Genomic DNA, 22,606 nt, shown 5'->3' with positions numbered 1-22,606 from the left:
TCATACGTCCCACACTCGCGAGGTGGCCGTGGCCAGGGCGCGGTGGGTGTCGTCGAGCCAGGCGCGCGCGGCGGCCAGCTCCTCACGGGCCTGGGGCAGCCCCAGGTTTCCGGCGCCACCCAGGTGGGTGGCCGTCAGGGCCTCGCGGTCCGGGTGGAACGTGCCGTCCGAAAGCTCCCGGCCCACCTGCCGGTAGGCGTCGCGGAAGGCCTGTCCTCCGGCCACCAGCGTGTAGGCGTGGTGGGCCGCGTAGAGCGTGTCGTCGCAAGCGCGCGCGGCGGCGTCCGCCTTCACCTGGAGCACCGGCACCAGACGGGAGAGCACGTCCAGGAGCGCACGGCTGGACGCCAGCGCCGCGAAGGTGGGGCGCTTGAGCAACTGGAAGTCGCGGTGGTAGCTGGAGGGCAGGCCGCCCGCCACCGCTTCCACCTGGTGCGCCAGTCCTTGCAGCTCGCGGCATCGCCCGCGCGCCAGCTCGACCACGTCCGGGTTCTTCTTCTGCGGCATGATGGACGAGCCCGTGGTGAACGCATCCGGCAGCCCGAGGAAGCCGAACTCGTCCGTGCTGTAGAGCTGCACGTCCCACAGCCACTTCTCCAGCGTGCCCGCGACGCTGCAGGCCCAGGCCAGCACCGCGGACTCGTGACGGCCGCGTCCGTTCTGCGCGTCGATGGGGCTTCTCTGCACCCGACTGAAACCGAGCAGCTGAGCGACGTATTCGCGGTCGATGGGCAGCGGCACGCCGAAGCCCGCGGCGGCGCCGAGCGGGCAGCGGTCCAGCCGTCCCCACACGCCGCGCAGCGCCTCCAGCTCCTCCAACAGACCCTCCGCGAAGGCCATGCCCCACATGCCGAACGTCGACGGCATGGCGCGCCGCAGATGGGTGTAGCCCGGCATCGCCACGTGGGCGTGCGCCTGCGCGAAGTCCAGGAAGGCCTCCGCCAGCTTCACCGCGCCCGCGCCGAGCGCGAGGACCTCTTCACGCAGGAGGAGGCGCACCGCGAGCAGCACCTGGTCATTGCGCGAGCGCGCCAGGTGGATGCGCTTGCCCGGCTCGCCCACGCGCTCCACCAGCGCGGCCTCCAGCGCAGTGTGGCCGTCCTCCTGCTCGGGGCGGATGGTGAAGTGGCCCGCGCGCGCCTCGTCGTGCAGCGTCTTCAGAGCGCCGACGAGCGCCCGGGACTCCTCGGGCTTGAGCAGGCCCACCTTGCCCAGCATGCGCGCGTGCGCGGCGCTGCCCAGCGCGTCGTGCGGCGTCAGCGCCAGGTCGACGACGGGGTCGTCGCCCACGGTGAACCGGTGGATGACCGCGTCCAGCGCGGCGCCCTTGCCCCACAGAGTCTCAGCCACGGGCCACCTCCTCGAAGTAGCCGCGCAGAAGGCGCGTGTAGAAGGCGGCGCCGGCTTCCAGCTCCGCCAGGGTGATGAACTCGTCCGCCAGATGGCTGCGCAGGGTGTCGCCGGGACCCACCTTCACCGTGGGCAGCTCGCCCAGGAAGGCCCAGTCGGACGTGGTGCTGGAGCCCACGGGCTCTTCGCCCGACGCGGCGATGGCCGCCCGGACGATGGGCTGATGCGACAGCGTCGCCTTCGGCAGATACCGCGCCGAGTGCACCTTCACCTCGCTCTTCAACACGCCACCGAGCTGGGTCGCCACCTGCGCGTGGTCCATGCTCGGCGTGGTGCGCAGGTCCACGAAGAACTCGCAGGCGTCCGGCACCTGGTTGCGCGCCAGCCCTCCGGAAATCTGCGTCACCTGGGCCCGCGCCTCACCCAGCAGCGGGTGGGACGGGAAGCGCAGCTCCGCCAGCGTGGAGATGTCTCCGGCCGCGACGTGGATGGCGTTCACCGCCTGCGCGTTGTGCGCGTGCGCGACATGCGAGCTGCGGCCGTGCGCGGTGCAGCGCAAGAGGAGCATGCCCCGCTGGGCGGTGCAGGGCTTGAGGCTCGTGGGCTCGCCCACCACCGCGGCGTCCAGCGGCCCCAGGTCCGGCAGCAGCGTGCCCAGGCCCTGGCCTCCGGTCTCCTCCTCGGCGGTGAAGGCGAAGACGATTTCTCCACCCGTGGGCGGACCTTCCTTCAGGAGCGTCCGGGCCGCGACGAGCATCCCCGTCACGCAGCCCTTGGCGTCGTTGCTGCCCAGGCCGTACAGGCGGTCCTCACGCCACTCGGGCGCGTGGGGCGCGTACGTCCACCCGGCGCACGGCTTCACCGTGTCCAGGTGCGAGTTGACGAGCAGCCGGCGTGGCCCGCTTCCCACGGAGAACCACACGTTGTGGCCCTTCCGTTGGACGCGCGCACCCCAGCCCTCCGCCCACCCGGACACCGTGTCCGCGATGAGTCGCTCGTCACCCGAAACGCTGGGGATGGCCACCAGCGCCTGGAGCAGCTCCGCCGCCTTCATCCCCCGTTCCCCGCGTTCTTCGGCGCCTTCTCGCGCACCACCATCGTCCCGCTGCCCTCGTTGGTGAAGACCTCCTCCAACAGCGCGTTGGGTGCCACGCCGCTCACCAGATGCACGCTGCCCACGCCGCCCACCAGCGCGTGGCGGATGGCGTGCGCCTTGGGACGCATGCCGCCGGAGATGGCGCCCGTGTTCTCCATGGTCGCCAGGTCCGTCAGGTTCGCCAGCGTCACCAGCGACGTCGGGTCATTCAAGTCGCGCAGCAGGCCCGGCACCTGGACGAGGAAGAAGAGCTTCTCCGCCGACAGGGCCACCGACAGCGCCGCCGCCACGGTGTCCGCGTTGGTGTTGTAGACGGCGCCGTCCGCGCCGCCGGAGAGGGGCGCGATGACGGGCACGTAGTCGGCCGAGCGCAGGTGCTCCACCACGCGCGTGTCCACCGCCTCGATGTCGCCGACGAGGCCGTAGTCCACCAGCCGGCCCTCGGTGGCCCCCGGCTCCGTCACCATGACGGGAGGACGCTTGCGCGCCTTGATGAGACCGGCGTCCACGCCGCTCAGGCCCACGGAGGGCACGCCCGCCGCCTGCAGGTCCGCGAGCAGGTCCGTGTGCAGCTTGCCGGCGAGCACCATCTTCGCCGCGTCCAGCACGGGCGCGGACGTCACGCGACGGCCCGCCACCTTCTCCACCGGCAGGTGGAGGGCGTCACACAGCGTGTCCAGCTCGGGCCCGCCGCCGTGCACGACGACGGGGCGGATGGAGAACGTCCACAGCAGGGCAATCTGCTCGCACGCGGAGCGGCGCAGACGCGGGTCGCTCAGCATGGCGCCGCCGAGCTTCACGACGAACGTCTTGCGGCGGAACTGCTGCACATAGCGCGCGGCGTTGCGAAGCGCGGAGTACGGGTCGGGTGACAAGGGCACGGGAGACCTCGAAATGAAGAGAAGGGGAGAGGCGCGCCTGGGTGGCGCCGCTCAGCGGGACTGCGAGCGCATCCAGTGGAGCAGGGCGCGCTGGACGTGGAAGCGGTTGCCCGCCTCGTCCACCACGCGACTGCTGGAGTGGTCCAGGACCTCATCGGCGACCTCCACGTTGCGACGCACGGGGAGGCAGTGCAGGAAAGCGGCATCCTTCGCCGCGCTCGCCATGGTGCGCAGCGTGGGCATCCACCCGGAATACGACGCGAGCAGCGCGGTGACGTCGTTGGGGGAGAAGGCCGCGGCGGCCGTCGGGCCCCACGACTTGGCGTAGACGGCGCGGCTGCCGGCGAGCGCCTCGTCCTGGTCGTGGGTGTAGGTGATGCTGCCGCCGGTGGCCTTGGCGTACGCCTCCGCCTCCGCGCGCACCGCGGGGTGCAGCTCGAAGCCAGGAGGATGCGCCACGCGCACCTCACAGCCGGCCGCCGCCGCGCTCAGGAGGAACGAGTTCGGAACCGCCTTGGGCAGCGGCTTGATGTGCGGCGCCCACGTCAGCGTCACGGGCAGCTTCTTCGTGGTGCCGAACGTCTCGCGCAAGGTCAGCATGTCCGCCAGGCCCTGGCACGGGTGCTCGCGCGCGGACTCCATGCTGACCACGGGCACGGTGGCCCACTTGCGGAACGCGTTGATGATGGGGTCGACCTCGTCCTCCTCGTCGCCGCCACCCTGCGAGAAGGTCCGCACGCCCAGCATGTCCACGAAGCGCGAGAGGACGGGCGCGGCCTCCTTGAGGTGCTCGGCCCGGTCCAGGTTCATCACCGCGCCCTCGCGGTGCTCCAGCTTCCACACGCCCGAGCCGACATCCAGGATGATGGCGTTGCCACCCCCGCGCAGCATCACCGCCTCGAACGAGGTGCGCGTGCGCAGCGACGGGTTGAAGAACACCATCCCGAGGATGCTCCCCTCCAGATGACGACCCGGAGGCGTCTTCTTCCAGGCCGAGGCCTGCGCGAGGATGGCCTCTACACCCGCGGGGCCGAGATCCTTGATGTGCGTGACGTGCTTCATGGGCCTGCGCTCCCCGGCCTGGACCGGATGCATAGGTGGATGAATATGCACCAGCATGCGTGCATTTCCGCGAATGGGGCGCGGATATTATGCAGAAAGACGCGACGCGCAAGGGTAATGTTCCCGCAATCTTTCATGCGGGTTCCTTGCATGGAAATTCACGCGCATGCATGGTGGTGGGAATGAACCTGGACGACGAAATCCTTCGGCTCATCTCGGAGCGGGAGATCAGCGATCAGGCGGTCTTGCAGGAGCTGCTGGAGGCGGAAGGGCAGGCCCCGAGCCAGTCCACGCTGTCGCGGCGGCTGAAGAAGCTGGGCGTGCAGAAGGTCGGCGGGCGCTATCAGCGCGCGTCGATGGAGCCGGTGGTGGCCACCGAGCGGCAGCGCGTCAGCATCATCGAGGCTCCGCCGAACATGCTCGTGGTGAAGACGGGGCCTGGCTATGCGCCCGCCCTGGCGTTGGCGTTGGACCGAGAGCCGGAGGTGCCGGGGCTCGCTGGCACGGTGGCTGGCGACGACACCATCTTTGTCGCCGTGACGGACCCCGCGCGGCTGCGCGAGGTGCGCTCCGTCGTGGAGCGGCTGATGCTCCGGAGCGCCTGAGTCGGCGGTGCCTGGTTCGTGGCGCTCACTGGCCGCGTGATTGCACGACGTGCACGCGCGTGGCCCGAGCCGGGTGGCGGTGTAGCGCCCCCCTTGCGTCCGCCGTCCAGCCGATACAACCTGGGAGGGCGGTAGCGACATGGACACCCTCACGCGTCAGACCCCGATGTTATTCCCCTCGCATGACCATGGAACTGGGGTTGGGCGGCGAGGCTTATGGATATGGGGACGTCATGGACAAGAAACCGGCCACCTATGCGGACCTGGAGGCGCTTCCCGAGACGGTGGTCGGGGAGCTCATCGATGGGGAACTGCACGTCAGCCCTCGGCCAGCACCGCGGCACGCGCTGGCGTCGTCCCGGCTGGGAGGTGAGTTGAGCGGACCGTTCGACCGGGGAAGGGGCGGGCCTGGAGGCTGGTTCATCTTGGACGAGCCGGAGCTTCATCTGTTCGGGGGAAATGTCCTCGTCCCGGATGTCGCGGGCTGGCGACGTGAGCGGATGACAGAGCTTCCGCAGACGGTCGGCTTCACGGTCGTCCCGGACTGGGTCTGCGAGGTGCTGTCCCCCTCCACGTCGCGACTGGACCGCTCGTTGAAGCTGCCCCTGTATGCCCGCGAAGGCGTGCGCCATGTCTGGATCATCGATCCGATAGCCAGGACGTTGGAGGTCCATCGCCTCGATGGACGAAGCTACGCCCCACCCGTCATTCATGAGGCGAACGCGAGGGTTCGCGCGGAGCCCTTCGAGGCCTTCGAGCTGGAGCTGGGTTTCCTCTGGGACGCGCGGTAGCCACGCACCTGGTTACACGGCGGTTACACCTTTCGGACGGTCTCCATCGTTACTGTCCCAGCGTGCTCTTCAGGGCACCGCCGTACGAAAGGACTCACGATGAAACCGGCCCTCAAGCTCCCTGTCATCCTTGGCTCGGCCACGGTGCTCGCGCTCTCCGCGCTCCTGCTGGGCAAGCCCGCGTCCACGCCGCCTCCTCCCGAGGTGCCGCGTCCCGCTCCCGTGGCGGTGGTCCCTCCTCCTCGCGTGGAGGTCCCCACCCCGACGAAGCCCGTGCCGGCCGATGCCTCGGCCCCCGTCATCCAGATTGCCCTGCTGCTGGACACCAGCGGCAGCATGGACGGCCTGTTGGACCAGGCCCGCACGCAGCTGTGGAACATCGTGAACCGTTTCTCTCAGGCCCGACGTGGGGGCGCCGCTCCGAGGCTCGAACTGGCCCTCTACGCCTACGGCTACGCCGGGGAGGGCGCGGGCTCGAATGAGATTCGCCTGCTGACGCCCTTCACCACGGACCTGGACGCCATCTCCGAGCGCCTCTTCGCCCTGAGGACCTCCGGTGGCTCCGAGCACTGCGGCGAGGTCATCCAGGAGGCCAGCCAGAAGCTCGCGTGGAGCACGAACCCGGACGCGATGCGGCTCATCTTCATCGCCGGCAACGAGACCTTCACCCAGGGCCCCGTCGACTTCCGCGAGGCCGTGTCCGCCGCCAGCAAGCGGGGCATCACCGTGAACACCATCCACTGCGGTGGTTACGAGCAGGGCATCTCGGACCAGTGGAAGGCGGCCGCCACGCTCGCCGATGGCAGCTACATGAACATCGACCAGAACCAGAAGGTGGTGGAGCTGCCCGCGCCGCAGGACGAGGAGATTGCCCGGCTCGGCACCGAGCTGAACAAGACGTACGTCGTCTATGGCGGCGCCTCCGGCAAGGCGAGCCAGATGCGGCAGCAGGAGCAGGACAGCCTCTCGCGCGGCGTGTCGGTGCAGAACATGGCGGCGCGCTCGGTGGCGAAGTCCTCCGGGAACTACTCCAACGAGAGCTGGGACCTGGTGGACGCGGTGAAGAAGAACAAGGTGGACCTGGGCGCGGTCGCCGCCGATGACCTGCCCGAGCCGATGCGCAACCTGGACGGCGACGGGCGCAAGGCGTGGCTGGAGGCCCGGGAGAAGGAGCGGGCGGCGCTGCAGCAGCGCATCCAGGAGCTGGGCCGGCAGCGTCAGGAGTTCCTCGCGGAGGCTCGCAAGAAGAATCCCACGGAGGAGGAGTCCACGCTGGACGGGGTCATCGGTCAGGTGGTGCGTCGCGAGGCGACGAAGCGTCAGTTCACCTTGGAGTAGGATGCCGTCATGGCCGCGCGCCGAGTACTCGTCGTCGAGGATGACCCCGCCATCCGGCGCGGAATCGTGGATGCGCTTCGCTTCGAGGGCTACGAGGTCCTCGAAGCGGGCGTGCGGGAGGAAGGCCAGCGGCTGGCCGAACGCACTCCGGTGGACCTGGTGCTGCTGGACCTGGTGCTCCCGGACGGTGACGGGCTGGACCTGCTCCGGGCCGTGCGAAAGAGCCGGCCGACGCTGCCCGTCATCATCCTCACCGCCCGGGGCCAGGAGGAGGACCGGGTGATGGGGTTGAAGCTCGGCGCGGACGACTACGTGGTGAAGCCCTTCTCGGTGCGTGAGCTGCTGGCACGCGCGGGCGCGGTGCTCCGACGCTCGGCGGAGCGGCCCCAGGGCGCCTCCCGCGTGGACTTCCCCGGAGGCCACTTCGTGGTGGAGCGCCGGGAGCTGAGCTTCGACGACGGCTCCCGGACGGACCTCTCCGAGCGCGAGGCCGAGGCGCTGCGCTACCTGGGCGACAACGCCAACCGGGCCATCTCCCGGGAAGAGCTGCTGGAGCGCGTCTGGCACCTGCCCGCGAGGAGCGTGCAGACGCGCACGGTGGACATGACGATGGCGCGCCTCCGGGAGAAATTGCGCGACGACTCGGCCGAGCCCCGCGTCATCCTCACGGTGCGAGGCAAGGGCTACATGTTCTCCGCGCCGGGCGGCCCGGGATGATTCGCTCCTGGCGTGTCTGGCTCGCGGTGAGCGCCTGTCTGCTGCTCGCCCTGGCCGGTGTGGTGTGGCTGTCCGTCTTCGCCTTGCGGTTGGACCGCACGGACCGTCAGGCACGTGAGAGCGCGGCGCGAGAGGAGAACGTGCGGCTGGCGCTGTGGCGGCTCGACTCGGAGCTGCTGCCGCTGGTGGCCCGGGAGAGCGCGGTGGCGGTGGAGTCGTATGCGGCCGTGGCTCCCGCGCGCGGCATTCTGGACGGACAGCGGCGGCCCCTTGCCAGGGGACAGGCCTGGGTGGCCTCGCCCCTGCTCTCGGGCCCGCCGGAGCACGTCCTGCTTCACTTCCAGATGGGGCCTGATGGCGAGGTGTCCTCGCCCCAGGTGATGGAGCCCGAGCTGCGAAGCCTGGCGCACCTGGCGCACCCGGGTGTCGACGCGGACGTCCTGCGCGAGCGGCTGGATCGCGTGTCGCTGCTGCTGCGGAGCGCCAACGTGCGGGAGGCGCTGGCGATGCGTGCGCCCTCGGATGGGGAGCCCGTGGCGCGTCGGTCGAGTGGGAACAAATTGGGGGATGCGCTCCAGTGGACGAAGAACGCGAGCGAGTTCGATGCGCGCTCCCGCAGCGCGCGCCAGGCCGCGAGCCAGAACATGGTGGGTTACGGCAACATGGCGCCGGCGGAGAACGTCGCCGCCCGCGAAGTGGTCGAGGAGATGCGGGCCATCTGGGTGGGGGATGCCCTGCTGCTCGGCCGGCGTGTCCAGGTCGACGGCCAGGAATATCTCCAAGGCTGCTGGCTGGACTGGCCCGCGCTTCAGCGCTGGCTGCAGGGGAAGGTGGAGGACCTGCTGCCGGGCGCGACGCTGGAGCCGGTGAAGGGCTCCGAGACAGCGAAAGGGGAGGGGCGGCTGCTGGCGTCGCTGCCGGTGCGGCTGGTGCCGGGCGCGGCACCAGGCGAGGAGGGCTCATCCGGCGCGTTGTCCTCACTGCCCCTGGTGTTGATGGTGGCGTGGAGTGGCGTGGTGCTCGCGGGCGTGGCCGTGGTGTCGCTGCTGGGCGGGGTGATGTCGCTGAGCGAGCGGCGGGGCGCGTTCGTCTCGGCGGTGACGCATGAGCTGCGCACGCCGCTGACGACGTTCCGGATGTACACGGAGATGCTGTCGGCGGGGATGGTCCCCGACGCGGAGCGCCGCCAGGAATACTTCGACATCCTCCACCGCGAGGCGGAGCGGCTGAGCCACCTGGTGGAGAACGTGCTGGCCTATGCCCGCCTCGAACGGGGACGCACCCCCGCGAGGCTGGAGCGGGTGGCGGTGGGCACGCTGCTGTCCCGGATGGAGGAGCGGCTCTCTCAGCGCGCGCTCCAGGCGGGCATGTCGCTGTGCGTGGAGGTGCCTGCCGACGTGGTGGTGCTGACGGACCCGTCGGCGGTGGAGCAGGTGCTCTTCAACCTGGTGGACAACGCTTCCAAGTACGCGGCGGGCGCGGTGGACAAGCGCATCCTCGTGCAACTGGAGCGGCGCGGCGCGACGGTGGGTCTGGTGGTGAGGGACCACGGGCCGGGCGTGGACGCGGCCACGGCGCGCAAGCTCTTCGAGCCGTTCTCCAAATCCGTGCAGACGGCGGCGAAGTCCGCGCCCGGCGTGGGACTGGGGCTGGCGCTCTGCAGGCGGCTCGCGCGGAGCATGCGCGCAGACCTTCGCCATGAGCGGGTGCGCGGGCGCGGCGCGCGCTTCGTGCTCTGGCTTCCCGCCGCCTGACGTCCGCCGCGACTCCCGGGTGGCCGCGGGCGCCTGCCCGGTGAGGGAGGCGTTCGCCTGTCAGGCGGTCGACGTCGTCCTCACGCCCGCAGAGGAGCCCGCATGGGCGCCCGCGCCGCGAACGTATCCCAGTCATCCTTGGAAATGTAGATAAACAAGAAAAATAAGAAATACTTGCGAGCGCGCATTGCGCCGACCCACCTTGAGAGCACAGGTTGGGTCATCCCACCGGGCAGGGAATTGTCGGCATCCGCGAAAAACAATTCTTTGTTCTCAAGATTTACGGGCGTCCTCGTTCGAAATCGTAGGCAGACGTGGCGAAGCGACTCGATGGGATGTGAGACCCAGGAGGACACCATGGGCATGTCGGAGATGACATCGCTGCTGGACGGCGCTCGCAACGGGAACGCGGAGGCTCGGGACGCACTGCGGTGGGTGGCGTACCAGGAACTCCGAGAGATGACGCACTCGGACATGAATGGTGAGTCACCCCGCCTTTCAATGCGTCCGATGATGCTCCTGCGAGACATCTGGCTGCGTCTCGCGGGGGACGTGGCGGATGCGGACCGGCGGAGGCACTTCCTGGGCGCGGGAGCCCAGGCGATGCGCCGGGTGCTGGTGGAGGGCGTGCGGGTGCGCAATGCCCGGCGGAGCGATGCGCGGCGCGAGCCGCTGTTCCTTCGCGACGAGGTCTTCGAGGTTCCGGTCGGCGTCGACATCGACGTGCTGGACCTGGAGCGGGTGCTGGTGGAGCTGGAGGCGTTCAAGCCCCGGCTGGCCCGGGTGGTGGAGCTGCGCTACTTCGCGGGCCTGGGCATCCAGGAGACCGCGGCGGTGCTCGGCGTGGTTCCCGCCACCGTCCGACGCGACTGGACCTACGCGCGCCTGGGCCTGTGCGAGCGCGTAGGCCACTGATTCCCTGAGCCCATGCGTGGCTGGCGGAGCCCGGGCCCTCGAACCAAGAGGCCTGGTGCCTCGTCACGCGTGGGGTGTTGCCTCGCAGGCAACGGCCCCCATCGCCTTGTTGTCCCGGGGTCCTCGTCTGGCCCGCGTGTCTCCTCGTGTCCCCGAGTGAGAAGCGCGCGGCACAGCGTGTGCTCTCTGGCTGCGCGGGCCGAGCCCGAAGCCGGCCCCACACCAAGGACGAAGCTGCATATGACCAAGGGGATGAAGGTGGGTCTGTTGGGGAGCCCGCTGCGTTGGGCCGGATTGTCGGCGACGATTCTGGCGGCGCCCGCGAGTCTCGCGGCCGACTGCCCGACGCCGGTGCTCGAGCAGTGCGCGAACGTGGACTACCGCTCGAGCAGTTGCGGCCAGGCCCACGACGCGTATTGCCAGGACCTCACGGAGTCGGAGTGGAAGGCGCGCTGGGAACTGGCGGCCAAGAAGGTAGTGCTGTTGCCGGAGGAACTCGGTGGCAAGACGGCGACGGTGGCGACTCAGCCCGTCAAGCTGGGCACCACCCGCTTCACCGGCATGGACCAGGGGCTCGCGGGCCAGGTGCTCAAGGGCCAGGTGCTCTACCGCAAGCGGCTGGAGAACCTGACCAAGGCGGAGAAGGCGTACCTCATCCAGTTGGAGGCCTGGGACAAGAACGGAACGCAAATCACGTCGTGCCAGGAGTTCGTGGACGAGAAGTACCTGGGCTACAGCCGCTTCGAGCGGCTGGCGGGCCAGTACGGTGATGACTACCGCGCGCTCTTCAACGCGGCGTACGGCGCGAACGGAATCGCCAACCGCACGCTCTACAGCCGCGACCAGAAGAAGCTGGCGCCCATCTGGGCGGACCAGGCGGTGGCCAAGAACGCGTACTTCGAGTTCGCTCCGGGCCCGTACCCGGACGGCATCAATGGCTACGAGTTCACCAGCGAGGCCGCGTCCCTGGCCAACAACGAGGAGGCCCGCAAGTGGGCCACGCCGACGGATGCCTGGCACGAGTCGATGAGCAAGCAGCTCAGCAAGACCCCCGATGACGTGCTCACCGTGCGTCAGGAGGAGCAGGAGGTCTTCACCGCCCTGCTGCGCCGGCGCGAGGCCGTCTACGCCGAGTGGCAGCAGGCCGTCCTCATCTTCAAGAAGCAGGACCAGGACCCGAAGGAGCTGAACAATCAGGTGGGCGAGCACCTCTACATGCTCGACAAGGCCATCGAGGAGCGGCTGGTGAAGGCCCAGGAGCAGGGCTGCCTGGACACTTCGAACGTGACGTCCTGCGACTGGAGCCCGCGCCGCTACAAGGGGCAGCTCGAGGCCGCCATGGCGCCGCGCCGCGCCGCGGACCTGCAGGCCTGTCTGAACCTGACGGGCAACGACTTCAGCGAGCAGAGCTTCGTTCGCAACGCGGACCTGCTCAAGCTCTCCACGCTGAAGCAGAAGGACTACACGCTCAGCTCCTCGCTGCTCACCCAGTACCTGAACATCTACGGCGCGCACATCGCGGCGCTGGATGTGCCGGTGGACCCGTCCTCGGGCCTGGTGCGCCACGGCGGTGAGCACGGCGACAGCGGCTACTCCGGCGACAGCATGTTCGGCGGTGGCTACGACTACAAGGCGGGCTGGGAAATCACCGCGCCGGGCGCGGACCTGAAGGCGAAGGGGTTCGGGTTCGAGGGCCCGTGGTGTGACTACAACGCGCGGCTCTACGCGGAGTTCAACGCATATGTGAACGTGTTCAGCCCCACGCCGTTCGAGGTCGTCCACGTCCACGGCGGCGCGGGCACCGAGGGCAACGGCATCCGGCTCCAGCTGGGCGCTCGCGTGCTGGGCCTCAGTGTCTACAACCACGACATGCACTACCCGCTGCGCATCACCTTCGCGGAGGACAAGCCCTTCTTCAAGAGCGACGCCGCCCAGGCGTCCACCACCTTCCTGGTGTGGTTCATCCCCGTCACGGTCAAGGGCGGCGTCTCCGCGGAGACGGGCATCAAGATCTCCCTCGGCGGGGCCGTCACCCGCGACTGCGCCGCGGACCTGCTGGGCGTGGACCTGTTCGGCACCGTCACCCCCTACCTCACGGTCAACGGCTTCGCCTCCGTGGGTATCGGCATTCCCCAGTTCCAGGTGGCCGTGCGCGGAGAGGTGGTCCTCACCCGTGTGAACCTGCCGCTCTACAGCGACATTGGCATCTACCTGAGCTCGCCCTCGCACCCGACGAACCCGAACACGCTGTTCCTGCGGCTCACGTCGAAGCTCGACATCGAGGCGCGCTTCCTCGACGGCCGCATCATGCTCTACGCCGAGCTGGGACCGGCCCACGCGGAGTTCCCCATCTTCAGCTGGAGCGGGTTCGGCATGAAGCACAACATCTACACCCAGCAAGTGACCGTGCCGGTGGCGCAGCTCTTCTAGCCACACGTGCGGGTCCGGGTCCGGTCCCTCCCTTCGAGAAGGGGCCGGACCCCCTTCCATCCACCCCGGTGCGGGCATGCCGGGGTGGCTCCTTCCCAGTCCTCTTCAGTCTGATTCCTGGAGTCCTTCATGCGTCGCCCGAGGCTCGCCGTCCGCACGGCCGTGCTGTCCACCCTGCTGCTCACCGGCTCGCTGTCCGCCTGGTACTTCACGCGCCCCACCACGCCCGGCGCCGACACCGCGTCCGTGGTGAGCGACTCTCGGCTGCCCCTCTACCAGTGGACCCAGGGTGAGGAGCGCGTCTACCGCTTCGTCTGGGACGACCTCCAGCGCGTGTCGCTGCCACTGCCCTCCGCCGGCGAGTCCTCGACGCTCGATGGCACGCTGCACCTGGAAGGCTCGCTGACGCTCCAGGCGCTCGAGGTGCGCCCCACCGGCACGCGCCTGCACCTGGCGCTGAAGTCCCTGGAGCGACACGAGGCCGTGCTGTCCGGCCAGGTCCTCCTGCCCGACGCGGCCGCCGTGGCGGCGCACCTTCCCCAGACTGCCTCCGCGTGGGTGGAGCTGGATGCGCGGGGCGCGCTGCTGGCCGTGCGCTTCTCGGAGGCCGAGCCGCCCATGTTCCGTCAGCTCACGCAGACGCTCGCCGCCGAGCTGTTCCCCACCGAGCTGCGCGACGCCTCCGAGTGGAGCGCCGTCGAGTCCACCCAGACGGGCGACGTGGAGGCCCACTTCCGCTTCGAGGGTGACGGTGACGCGCGACTGACGCGCCGTCGCTCGCGCTACCACAAGCTGCGGGCCGCGGGTGGCAACGCCCCCTTCCAGCAGGACCTCCGCTCGCTCACGCGCTTCGAGCGCACCCCGGAGGGCCGCATGGCCGGCGTGTTCCACGACGAGTCCCTGGATGCCTCGCGGACCGACGGCGGCGCGCTGATGTCGCGTCGGATGCGGCTGCGCGTGGAGTTCGCCTCCCGCCAGCTCAAGCCGCTGCTGGCGACCGGAGGGGAGAAGACCATCATCCGCCAGCCCGCGCAGATTGCGTTCGAGGGAGACCCGGAGGTCGCCCTGCTGCGCAGCCAGGCCGATGGCATGACGATGGACCGGGTGCTCCAGGTGCTCTCCTCCGCGACGAGCGCCGAGGCCATCGCGGGCCTGGACGGCTTCGTGCGCCGCGCCATCGCCGCGCTCAAGCTGGAGCCCGAGCGTGTGCGGGAGCTGGCGGTGAGCTTCCAGCGCAAGGGGGTGTCGCCAGGACTGCGCGAGCTCACCATGGACCTGCTGGCGGGGGCGGGCCACGCGGAGGCCCAGGCCACGATGCGCGCGCTGCTCCAGTCGCCGGCGGCCCGTGAGCACGAGGCTTCCTTCGGACTGATGGTGCAGCGCGCCGGCTTCCTCCGCGAGCCCGAGCCGGAGACGGGGCGGATGCTCACCGCGATGAACGCCCAGGCGCGTGCGGCGAACGACGTGGGAGCGGAGCGGGCGTCCGCGTACGCGTTGGGAGGCGTCATCTCGCACCTGTCTCCGCGTGACCCGGAGGTGGCGACGTACGCGCGTCCGCTGGAGGCCGCGCTGCGCGATGCACGCAGCGACGAGGACCGCACGCATGCGCTGCGCGCGCTGGGCAACACCGGCCTGGAGTCCGTGCTGGACCAGGCGGGGCCCCACCTGCGCGCGGAATCGGCGGAGGTGCGCGCCGCCGCTGCGGAGTCGCTGCGCCGCGCGCCGCAGGAAGTGGCCACTCGCATGTTGCTGGACTCGCTCGGCTTCGAGAAGGACCGCGCGGTGCAGTCCGCGCTGCTCGACGCCCTGGACGCGCGCGCGCTGGACGCGGCGGACCTGGAGCGGCTGCGAGGCTGGGTCGTCTCCGGCCAGCTCGCCTCCGGCGCGGAGTCCACGTTGCTGAACGTCATCACCCACCGGCTCGACGGCAGCGCGCCCATCTACCAGATGCTCCAGGCCCTCGCGCTGCGCCCGGGGCAGCAGTCCTCACTTCGCGCTCGCATCATGTCCCTCATGGCCCAGTCCTCCGCGCAGCGTGACGGCTGAGCCACGGCCTCTCTCTCCCTGTCTCAATCACTCCACGTATTCGAGGTCTTCATGAAACGCATTCTGAACAGGCTGGGCCTGCTGGCCTTGCTCGGCCTCTGGTTGACTCCGGTGGCCCAGGCGGATGTCCTGGACGACGTGCGGCGCGGGACGAACGTGCGCCTCAACGCGGCTCGCATCCATGTGAAGGGCAACGACTACGCCACGGGCTACTGGCTGCTGCCCAAGGCGTCCGGATCGCTGAACCTCAACGTCCCCGCGCGCGACTTCGGCATCAACTCGGACCTGGTGCTGCACCTGTACGGCTCGCGCTCCGGCAACGTCCTGACCTGGACCTTCGATGACACGCTCCCGAGCCCCTATTACCTGGGAGGCGCCAACAGCGTCACGCGTGTGCGCGGCACGCTGAAGGCCTTTGCCCGGCAGGTGCGCGGCGCGGATGACCCGTTCTGTGCCCACTCCTCGTGTCCGCACAACGTGGAGCTGGTGCTGACCTCCGGCAGCCAGGTCTGGGTGGACGGCTACACGGACATCATCATCAAGGTCGGTTGGACGGAGCCGGTGACGGTCCGCCAGTTCGTGGCCTACGCGGGTGTGCCCCGTCCGCGCCTGGCCTCGGTTCGCGTGCTGACGTCCACCAACCGCTGCCAGTCGCCGGACCCGACGGAGCTGATTGGCGAGGTGACGCTGAGCAGCCCCGCGCCCACGGGAGGGGCGCTGGTGGAGTTGCTGAGCGTGGACGCGAGCGTGGGCGTGCTCAACGTGCGGGTCCCCGAGGCCCAGCGCACCGCGCGTTTCACCATGCGGCTGCCCCCGGACTGGTCCGGTCCCACCGTCATCCAGGCCTCGTCGGGAGGAATCCGCCAGACGCTCAAGGTCGCGGTCTTCAAGTGCATCGTCGAAGTGTTCCCCTTCAAGTACTGGCAGTTTCTGCCAGCGTCCTCCATTCCGCGCTTCCTGCTGAATGGGGGTGCGTTGGTGGCGCGGCTGGCGAACCAGGAGTCGGACACGCTGATCACCGCGAAGTCGGTCGCATATCCGCTCCAGGAGGTGCTCAAGGCGGACCGCGTGGAGGTGAAGGGCGTCAATGGCAGTGGCGATGTCTTCGGCACCGCGTACACGTCCAAGGGCCCCAGCGCGTTCCGCCTGAAGTCCAGCACGGTGAAGTCAGGCGCGGAGCTGTGGGTCGACGGCTACGAGGCGCTCCTGGGCAATGCCCATGGCACGCCGCTGGTGCGCTGGCCGGATGACAAGGACACCGTGTACCTGGTGGACGAGGTGGGCCCCATGAAGCACGAGGGGCTGGCGGGGCTCGCGTCGGGCCGCATCTTCTTCAACGCCCTGGGCGAGTCCGCGTCGACCGTGGCGACCAGCAAGGGCGCTCGCGCGGTGCGAATCGTCCGCAAGGAGCAGCAGGTCCTGGTGGACGAGGAGTCGGAAGTCACCGCGCTCAACGACGTGGGCCATGTGCTGGGAACGGTGCGCGGCTCCGACAAGAAGCTGAGGCCCTTCCGCTGGTCCTCGAAGGAGGGCGTGCAGTGGCTGCCCCTGCCCGAGGGCTTCGTGTCGGGGAAGGCCGTGTCCCTCAACACCAGCGGCTGGGCCGTGGGCACCGCCACCTCCGAGGATGGCAAGACGCAGGCGGCTTTCATCTCCACGCCGGACGGCAAGAAGAGCGTCCCGCTGTCGCAGGTGGCACCCGAGGAGCTGACCAAGGCGGGCTATCGCTTCGTGGAGGCGCTGGCCGTCTCTGACGACTTCGAGGTCCTGGTCCGCGCCATCGATGGCCAGGGGCAGACCGTGCATCTGGTGCTGCGCCCATGAGCCCCACCGACACCGTTCTCCCATCGACTCTGCGAATGAGGAATCCCATCGTGAACCTGAATTCACCCCTGCGGGGGCTGTTGATGCTGTGCATGGTCGTCATGGCGGGCTGTGGAAGCTGCCAGGGGAGCACCCCGAGCTGCGACCCCAGCCAGGCGGGAACCGAGGGCTGCGCGTGCCGCACCGATTCCGCGAGCTGCAACGCGGGGCTGGTGTGCAACAGCGGGGCGTGCATCTCGTGTGGCGCCGAGGGCCAGGAGTGCTGCGTCAGCGGCGCCTCCGGGGTCTGCGGCGGCTCCCTGATGTGCGTGATGGAGTCGGCCGGCGAGGTGTGCCGCAACTGCGGTGACCTGGGGGAGGCGTGCTGCAACTCGTCAGGCGCGCAGGTGTGCAACGCGGGAGGCAACTGCGTGGGCGGCGCTTGCCAGTCCGTGACGGGCGGGGCGTGTGACCCGGGGGGCTCGATTTTCACCGTGGGCATCCAGGACATGAACCTGTGCGCGGTGCGCGTCGTGGAGGTCCGCGCGACGACGGCCGCGAACGCGATGACGTGCGCGACCACCAGCGGCATGCTCAATCCGGGCGAGGCGTTCTTCGAGGTTCCGAACACGCCCATCGCCGACTTCGACATGTGCGTGGAGACGGAATCGGACGGGCGCCGCTCCACCTCCGTGAGGGCCTTCGGCGACTTCGAGGCCCGGCGCTGCACGCTCTTCACCCGCTGCGGAGCCGCGGGCTGCGTCAGCGTCCGTCCGGGCATCTGCACGTAGCCCGAGGGGAGTGAGGAACGCGGGCGTCTTGGGGGACGCTCGCGCTCCCGCGCGTCGCGGCGAGGGTCTTCCGGCCCGAGGCCCTCGTCGCGGCACGCGGTCTTCAGCGCAGGAGCAGCCGCCGCACCAGCGGCAAGGGGAGGCTGCCCTGGGCGACGAAGGCGTCATGGAACTGCTTGAGGCCCGGACCCTTCGCGGCCTGGTAGTCCTGGGCCAGCCGCTGCACCTCCAGCTTGCCGAACGTGTAGTAGAGGTACGTCGGGTTGTAGGCGCCGCGCCGGGCCTCTTCGTAGGCATTGGCCGGCTGCTGGAAGCACTTCTCGCGGAACAGGCGCGCGGCGTCCTCCACGGTCCACCCGGCGGTGTGCAGCTTGATGCCGGCCACGTAGCGGCAGTCGCGCAGCAGGGCCTCGGACAGCTGCGCCAGACGCGGCTTCGGGTCTCCGTTTCCGAAGCCCTGGTCCAGCATCATCTGCTCGGCGTAGTGCGCCCAGCCCTCCGCGTTGCTGCCCACGGAGACCAGCTTGCGGACCTTCGTGGGGAAGCGGGGCGCGTAGAGGAACTGGAGGTAGTGGCCGGGCCACACCTCGTGGATGTTGATGACCGACACGACGGGCGCGTTGTAGAGGCTCAGGTGCTCCTCCTGGTGCTTCGCGTCCCATTCGGGCTCCACGGGCGTGACGTAGTAGAACGCCTCGGTGGCCTTCGTCTCGTAGGGCCCGGGCGTGTCCATGGAGGCGAACGAGCCCGAGCGTGCGTAGGGCGGCGTCTCCTCCACGCGGGGGCGCACCTCGGAGGGGATGGTGACCAGGTCCTTGGCGACGAGGAACTCGCGCACGCCCTCCACCGAGCGGCGCACCGACGGGATGAGGTCCTGGGCCGTGGGGTGGTCCTCTTCCATCCGGGCCATCACCTGGGCCGGCGTGAGGCGCGCGTCGATGCGCTTCGCGGTGGCCACGAAGTCGCGGTAGTCCTTCTCCAGATTGGCCTCTCCGCGCGCGAGCAGCTCGGGCAGGGGCAGGTCAATCATCTCCTCGTAGCGCAGCTTGGTCAGGAAGCGCTCCTCGCCCAGCGCGTACTTGCCGGTGGAGCGTGGCAGCAGGTCCGTCTCCAGCCAGCGCGCGTAGTCCTTCACCGCGGCCACGGCGGCGCGGTTGGCCACAAGGAACGAGGACTGGAGCACGGCGTCGTTGCCCGCGGCGTCCTTGGCCCACGTCGCCACCGAGCCCTCGAAGAAGCCCACGGAGCCCTTCGCCATGCGGAGGGCCAGGTCGGTGAACTCGCGCGGCGGCGTCTGGACGTTGGCCTTGCCGGCGGCGAAGACGGCGGGCACGGCCTTCAGGCGCGCAATCACCGAGCGCAGCCGCTCGGCCTTCGGCGCGAAGTCGCGCTTCATCAGCCCGTCGATGGCGCCACCGGGCAGCCCCGCGTACAGCATGGGGTTGTGCTCCCAGCCGCGCACGACGCTCAGCTCGAAGTGCTCCGCGAGCAGCTGGCTCTCCAGGGCCTCCGCGTCAATGGTGTCGTCGAAGGAGAGCGAGGCCCGGTCCACGGCGCGCAGTCGGGCGAGGAGCGTTTCCAGCTTGCGGATGCGGGCCTCGACGCGAGGCCGGCTCAGGTCCTCCAGCTTGCTGTCATAGGCGTGCAGCCCCACCGCCGTGCCGTTCGACGGAGAGAAGTCGAACGAGGCCTCGAAGATGGTGTCCACCAGCCTCGCGAAGCTCTCGGGCGGATGGGCACTCCCCGAGGGTGACTCAGGGGTGGTGGAGGGCACCTGCCGCGCGCAGGCGCAGAAGAGCCAGCAGGCGGTGAGAAGCAACGCGCGAGCGGGAACGGCTTTGAGCATTCCGCCGTTCTAACAAGGCGATTCAGGGCTTGCCCAACAGCTCCAGCGCCGACGTTGTCAGTGCGGTGACACCCGTGCGCAGCGTGCGCTCGCGGTCCGGGATGAAGCCGGAAGAGTGGAGAGAGGGGAGTGGCTCGCCCCCTGAGCGGGACTGGGTGAAGCGCTGGGGCTCGACGGCGCCGAGCCAGAGCATGACCGCGGGGACTCCCGCGCGGCCGTACTCGGAGAAGTCCTCGCCGCCCATGACGGGCTGGGCCTCGCCCACGTTCTTCTCGCCCAGCACGCGCACCACGGCGTCGGTGAGTCGGCGGGTGAGCGCCGGGTCGTTGTACGTGGCGGGCGTGCCCTCCGTGACTTCGACCTTGGGAGGACGGGGGGCGCCGGAGGCGAGGGCCTCCGCCTTCGCGACGCGGTCGATTCCGTCGAGCAGCGCCTTGCGCACCTCCGGCTTGTACGAGCGCACGGTGAGCTGGAGGCGCACCTCGTCGGGGATGATGTTGTGCTTGGTGCCGCCCTGGATGGAGCCCACGGTGATGACGCCGGGCTCCAGGGGATGCTTCTCCCGGCTGACCACTGACTGGAGCGCGAGCACGGTGCGCGCCGCCATGACGATGGGGTCCACCGTGGTGTGCGGATACGCGCCGTGGCCGCCCTTGCCGTAGAGGGTGATGTCCACCGAGTCCACATGCGCCATCGCGTAGCCGGACACGTACTCCACTCGTCCCGCGGGAGCGGCGGTGGTGTTGTGGAGGGCCACCGCGAAGTCGGGCTTGGGGAAGCGTTTGAAGAGGCCGTCGGCCAGCATCTTCCTCGCGCCCGCGCCAATCTCCTCCGCGGGCTGGCCCACCAGCATCAGCGTGCCGCGCCACTGGTCCTTCTTCTTGGACAGCAGCGTGGCGGTGCCCAGCCACACCGTCATGTGCACGTCATGGCCGCACGCGTGCATCACCGACACCGTCTGGCCCTCGCCGTTCTTCACCGTCACCTTGCTCGCGTAGGGCAGGCCCGTCTTCTCCTCCATGGGCAGCCCGTCCAGGTCCGTGCGCAGCATGACGGTGGGGCCCGGCCCGTTGCGCAGCAGCGCGACGACACCCGTGCCGCCGACGCCGGTGGTGACGTCGAAGCCCAGCTTGCGCAGGCGCTCGGCGAGCTTCGCGGCGGTCTTCTCCTCCTGGAACGACAGCTCCGGGTTCTGGTGCAGGTCCCGGTAGAAGATGTCCAGCTCCGGATAGAGGCCATCCAAGGCCCCCAGCACGGTGGAGGGCTGCGCCGCGAGGGCACGCCCCACGGGCGCGGTCAGGAGGACGACGAGCAAGGCCAGCAGGGAAGGGCGGTTCACCAGGAGGTCTCCGGTCCGTGTCGAGAGCCGCGCCACTACACCACAGGACGAGGCTGTCGGTGGGAGGAGCGCGCGCGGCGCTCCTGGCTGGGGGTCAGGCTGGACGCACCGATGCGGTGCGGGCCCGCGCGACATCGGGGGCGAAGTCCGTGGCGCGCAGGAAGTCGAACCAGCGGTCCAGCACCGTGGCGACCGGAGGCAGCTCCACGCCCATGCGCCGGGCCAGCGCGAGCGCCGGTTCCACCGGGTAGCGGGCCGTGTCGAGGAAGTCGAGCGACTCCGTGGCCGCGCCGAGCAGGCGCTCCGGCAACCAACGCACCCACGAGACAGGCAGGGCGAAGCGCGGTGCCCGTCGACCGGAGCGCTCCGCCGCCCAGCGCACGAGCTGGTGGAGTGGAGGAGTGCTCGGGTCCAGCAGCGTGTACTGCTGGCCCTGTGTCTCCGGCAGCTCCGCCACGCCAGCGAGGAAGCGCGCCAGGGTGTCCACGGCCACCACGGGAACGAAGGTCTCTGGCGTGCCCAGCAGCACGGGCATCGTCCCCGCGTGGACGCGCTGCAAGGTGTCTCCGAGGCCCAGGCTCTGCACCGTCGCTCCGGTGCGACTGTCGCCGATGACAGTGGACGGATGCACGGTGGTGACGGGAACACCGAGTCGCGCGGCGGTCTCCAGTGCCACCCGATGCGCGAGCGCCTTCGAGGCCTCATAGGCGCCCGAGCCAGTGAAGCCCAACGTGGGCGCGGGGACGACTTCGCCCGAGGCATCGAGTCGAGGACCGATGCGATATCCGCCCACGAGGACGAGTCGTCGCAGCGCGGGCAGTCGGGAGGCCAGCTCCACCACGGCGCGGGTGCCCTCGACGTTGGTGCGCCGAGCCGCATCGGCGGACAGGTTCCAGGCGAAGCGAGCGCCCAGATGGAACACGTCGCGCGCGCCCTGAAGCACAGCCTCATCCTCGGCGCTCAGTCCCAGTCGTGGCGCATCCAGGTCGCCCTCTAGGAACACGAGCTGCTCGGGTGCGCCTCCCAGCCCGGCCACCCAGTCCCGGTACTCCTGGGCCCGAGCCCGCGCGTTGCGTGACAGCAGGGCCACCCGCTGGCCCCGCCGCGTGAGCTCCGGCACGAGCCAACGCCCTATCAATCCCGTAGAGCCGATGACAAGCGCATCTGGTGATGTCGCGTTCATGATGACCTCGATATATCTAGACCAGTCTACATATTCTGAAGTGGATCCCACGCGGCCCATCCGCGTCGGCTCGGGGCCGCTGTCAGTCCAGTGAGAGCAGGCGCTCCAGTTCCTTCGAGAGCTCCTCGACGGGAGCTCGACTTCGGTGGGCGCGCATCAGCAACAGGGCGCCTTCGATGGAGGAGAGCAGCAGGGCCGCGCGTCGCCGCGACTCGGTGGGCGTGAGGCCCTCCGCGCGGAGTCGCTCGGTGAGGAGCTGTTGCCAGGTGCGCAGGGCCTCGGCTGCCGCCGCGCGCACGGGTTCAGGGGTGGCGCCCGACGAGAGGACCACGGCCGAGACAGGGCACCCCTTCTCGAAGCCGGACGCCTCCGCCCGGTCCGCCAGCGTCGCCAGCGCGCGACGCAGCCCGGAGACGAGTCCCCGCTCCGTGGCGAGGTGCGCGTCGAGCAGCCGGGTGACTTCCGAGGCGGAGACCTGGAGCGCCTCCACCGCGAGCTGCTCCTTGCCGCCAGGGAAGTGGAAGTAGAGCGAGCCCCGAGGCGCCTTGCCGGCCTCCAGCAGCTCCTGAATGCCCGCGCCCGCATAGCCCGAGCGCTCCAGCATCTCCGCCGCCGCGGCGATCATCCGCCGGCGTGTGTCTTCTCCTTTGCTCACGAGG

18 protein-coding genes are annotated in these 22,606 nt (G+C 69.8%); 10 read left to right on the top strand and 8 right to left on the bottom strand.

The genetic code is table 11. The features are described 5' to 3' along the window. Genes argH through HUA76_RS15010 form a run of 4 tightly spaced genes read right to left on the bottom strand, consistent with a single transcriptional unit; the run spans position 1 to position 4,389 of the window. Positions 1-1,350 (bottom strand): argininosuccinate lyase, encoded by a 1,350-nt coding sequence (gene argH / locus HUA76_RS15025; RefSeq protein ID WP_174461269.1) that lies wholly within the window; start codon positions 1,348-1,350, stop codon positions 1-3. Further along, complete coding sequence (locus HUA76_RS15020) at positions 1,343-2,404, bottom strand: M20/M25/M40 family metallo-hydrolase (RefSeq protein ID WP_174461268.1); 1,062 nt, start codon at positions 2,402-2,404, stop codon at positions 1,343-1,345. The genes argH and HUA76_RS15020 overlap by 8 nt, the downstream gene beginning before the upstream one ends. After that, complete coding sequence (gene argB, locus HUA76_RS15015; RefSeq protein ID WP_141643550.1) at positions 2,401-3,327, bottom strand: acetylglutamate kinase; 927 nt, start codon at positions 3,325-3,327, stop codon at positions 2,401-2,403. The genes HUA76_RS15020 and argB overlap by 4 nt, the downstream gene beginning before the upstream one ends. Positions 3,328-3,378: 51 nt before the next feature. Next, complete coding sequence (locus HUA76_RS15010; RefSeq protein ID WP_174461267.1) at positions 3,379-4,389, bottom strand: N-acetylornithine carbamoyltransferase; 1,011 nt, start codon at positions 4,387-4,389, stop codon at positions 3,379-3,381. Positions 4,390-4,559: 170 nt separating this feature from the next. Between HUA76_RS15010 and HUA76_RS15005 the strand changes: the two genes are divergently transcribed. From HUA76_RS15005 to HUA76_RS14960, 10 genes are all read left to right on the top strand, one after another. Continuing rightward, positions 4,560-4,994 (top strand): arginine repressor, encoded by a 435-nt coding sequence (locus tag HUA76_RS15005; RefSeq protein ID WP_141643548.1) that lies wholly within the window; start codon positions 4,560-4,562, stop codon positions 4,992-4,994. 182 nt (positions 4,995-5,176) lie between these two features. Beyond that, the gene (locus HUA76_RS15000; RefSeq protein WP_254614246.1) at positions 5,177-5,785 is read left to right on the top strand and encodes a Uma2 family endonuclease; all 609 of its coding nucleotides are present in this window, start codon (positions 5,177-5,179) and stop codon (positions 5,783-5,785) included. A gap of 99 nt (positions 5,786-5,884) precedes the next feature. Further along, positions 5,885-7,123, top strand: coding sequence for a VWA domain-containing protein (locus HUA76_RS14995; protein ID WP_174461266.1), 1,239 nt, complete (start codon positions 5,885-5,887; stop codon positions 7,121-7,123). Positions 7,124-7,132: 9 nt separating this feature from the next. Next, complete coding sequence (locus tag HUA76_RS14990; protein ID WP_141643546.1) at positions 7,133-7,840, top strand: response regulator transcription factor; 708 nt, start codon at positions 7,133-7,135, stop codon at positions 7,838-7,840. After that, positions 7,837-9,594 carry a sensor histidine kinase KdpD gene (locus HUA76_RS14985; RefSeq protein WP_174461265.1) on the top strand — a complete coding sequence of 586 codons (1,758 nt, stop codon included), beginning with the start codon at positions 7,837-7,839 and terminating at the stop codon, positions 9,592-9,594. Before HUA76_RS14990 ends, HUA76_RS14985 begins: the two co-directional genes overlap by 4 nt. 363 nt (positions 9,595-9,957) lie before the next feature. Further along, on the top strand, positions 9,958-10,509 hold the full coding sequence (locus tag HUA76_RS14980) for an ECF-type sigma factor (RefSeq protein WP_174453468.1): 552 nt from the start codon (positions 9,958-9,960) through the stop codon (positions 10,507-10,509). Positions 10,510-10,749: 240 nt separating this feature from the next. Next, positions 10,750-12,939, top strand: a complete 2,190-nt coding sequence (locus HUA76_RS14975; protein WP_174453469.1) for a hypothetical protein — start codon at positions 10,750-10,752, stop codon at positions 12,937-12,939. Positions 12,940-13,068: 129 nt separating this feature from the next. Next, entirely contained in the window at positions 13,069-14,985 is a 1,917-nt protein-coding gene (locus HUA76_RS14970) for a HEAT repeat domain-containing protein (protein ID WP_174461264.1), read from the top strand. Between the two features lie 51 nt (positions 14,986-15,036). Then, positions 15,037-16,809 (top strand): hypothetical protein, encoded by a 1,773-nt coding sequence (locus HUA76_RS14965; RefSeq protein WP_174461263.1) that lies wholly within the window; start codon positions 15,037-15,039, stop codon positions 16,807-16,809. 50 nt (positions 16,810-16,859) lie between these two features. After that, the gene (locus HUA76_RS14960; RefSeq protein WP_371823478.1) at positions 16,860-17,579 is read left to right on the top strand and encodes a hypothetical protein; all 720 of its coding nucleotides are present in this window, start codon (positions 16,860-16,862) and stop codon (positions 17,577-17,579) included. Positions 17,580-17,682: 103 nt separating this feature from the next. Here the strand turns inward: HUA76_RS14960 and HUA76_RS14955 are convergent, their stop codons facing one another. The 4 genes from HUA76_RS14955 to HUA76_RS14940 all read right to left on the bottom strand — a co-directional run bounded on the left by HUA76_RS14955 (position 17,683) and on the right by HUA76_RS14940 (position 22,602). Continuing rightward, positions 17,683-19,425, bottom strand: a complete 1,743-nt coding sequence (locus HUA76_RS14955; protein ID WP_174461261.1) for a DUF885 domain-containing protein — start codon at positions 19,423-19,425, stop codon at positions 17,683-17,685. A 22-nt stretch (positions 19,426-19,447) separates the two neighbouring features. After that, positions 19,448-20,764 carry an amidohydrolase gene (locus tag HUA76_RS14950; protein ID WP_371823477.1) on the bottom strand — a complete coding sequence of 439 codons (1,317 nt, stop codon included), beginning with the start codon at positions 20,762-20,764 and terminating at the stop codon, positions 19,448-19,450. Between the two features lie 94 nt (positions 20,765-20,858). Continuing rightward, positions 20,859-21,947 carry an SDR family oxidoreductase gene (locus HUA76_RS14945; protein ID WP_174461259.1) on the bottom strand — a complete coding sequence of 363 codons (1,089 nt, stop codon included), beginning with the start codon at positions 21,945-21,947 and terminating at the stop codon, positions 20,859-20,861. Positions 21,948-22,029: 82 nt separating this feature from the next. Further along, on the bottom strand, positions 22,030-22,602 hold the full coding sequence (locus HUA76_RS14940) for a TetR family transcriptional regulator C-terminal domain-containing protein (RefSeq protein WP_174461258.1): 573 nt from the start codon (positions 22,600-22,602) through the stop codon (positions 22,030-22,032). Positions 22,603-22,606: the final 4 nt, after the last annotated feature.

Origin of the sequence: Myxococcus sp. CA056 (assembly GCF_013336715.1) — a bacterium.
GTDB classification, from domain to species: domain Bacteria; phylum Myxococcota; class Myxococcia; order Myxococcales; family Myxococcaceae; genus Myxococcus; species Myxococcus llanfairpwllgwyngyllgogerychwyrndrobwllllantysiliogogogochensis.
This window is presented reverse-complemented; position numbering and strand designations above follow the sequence as displayed.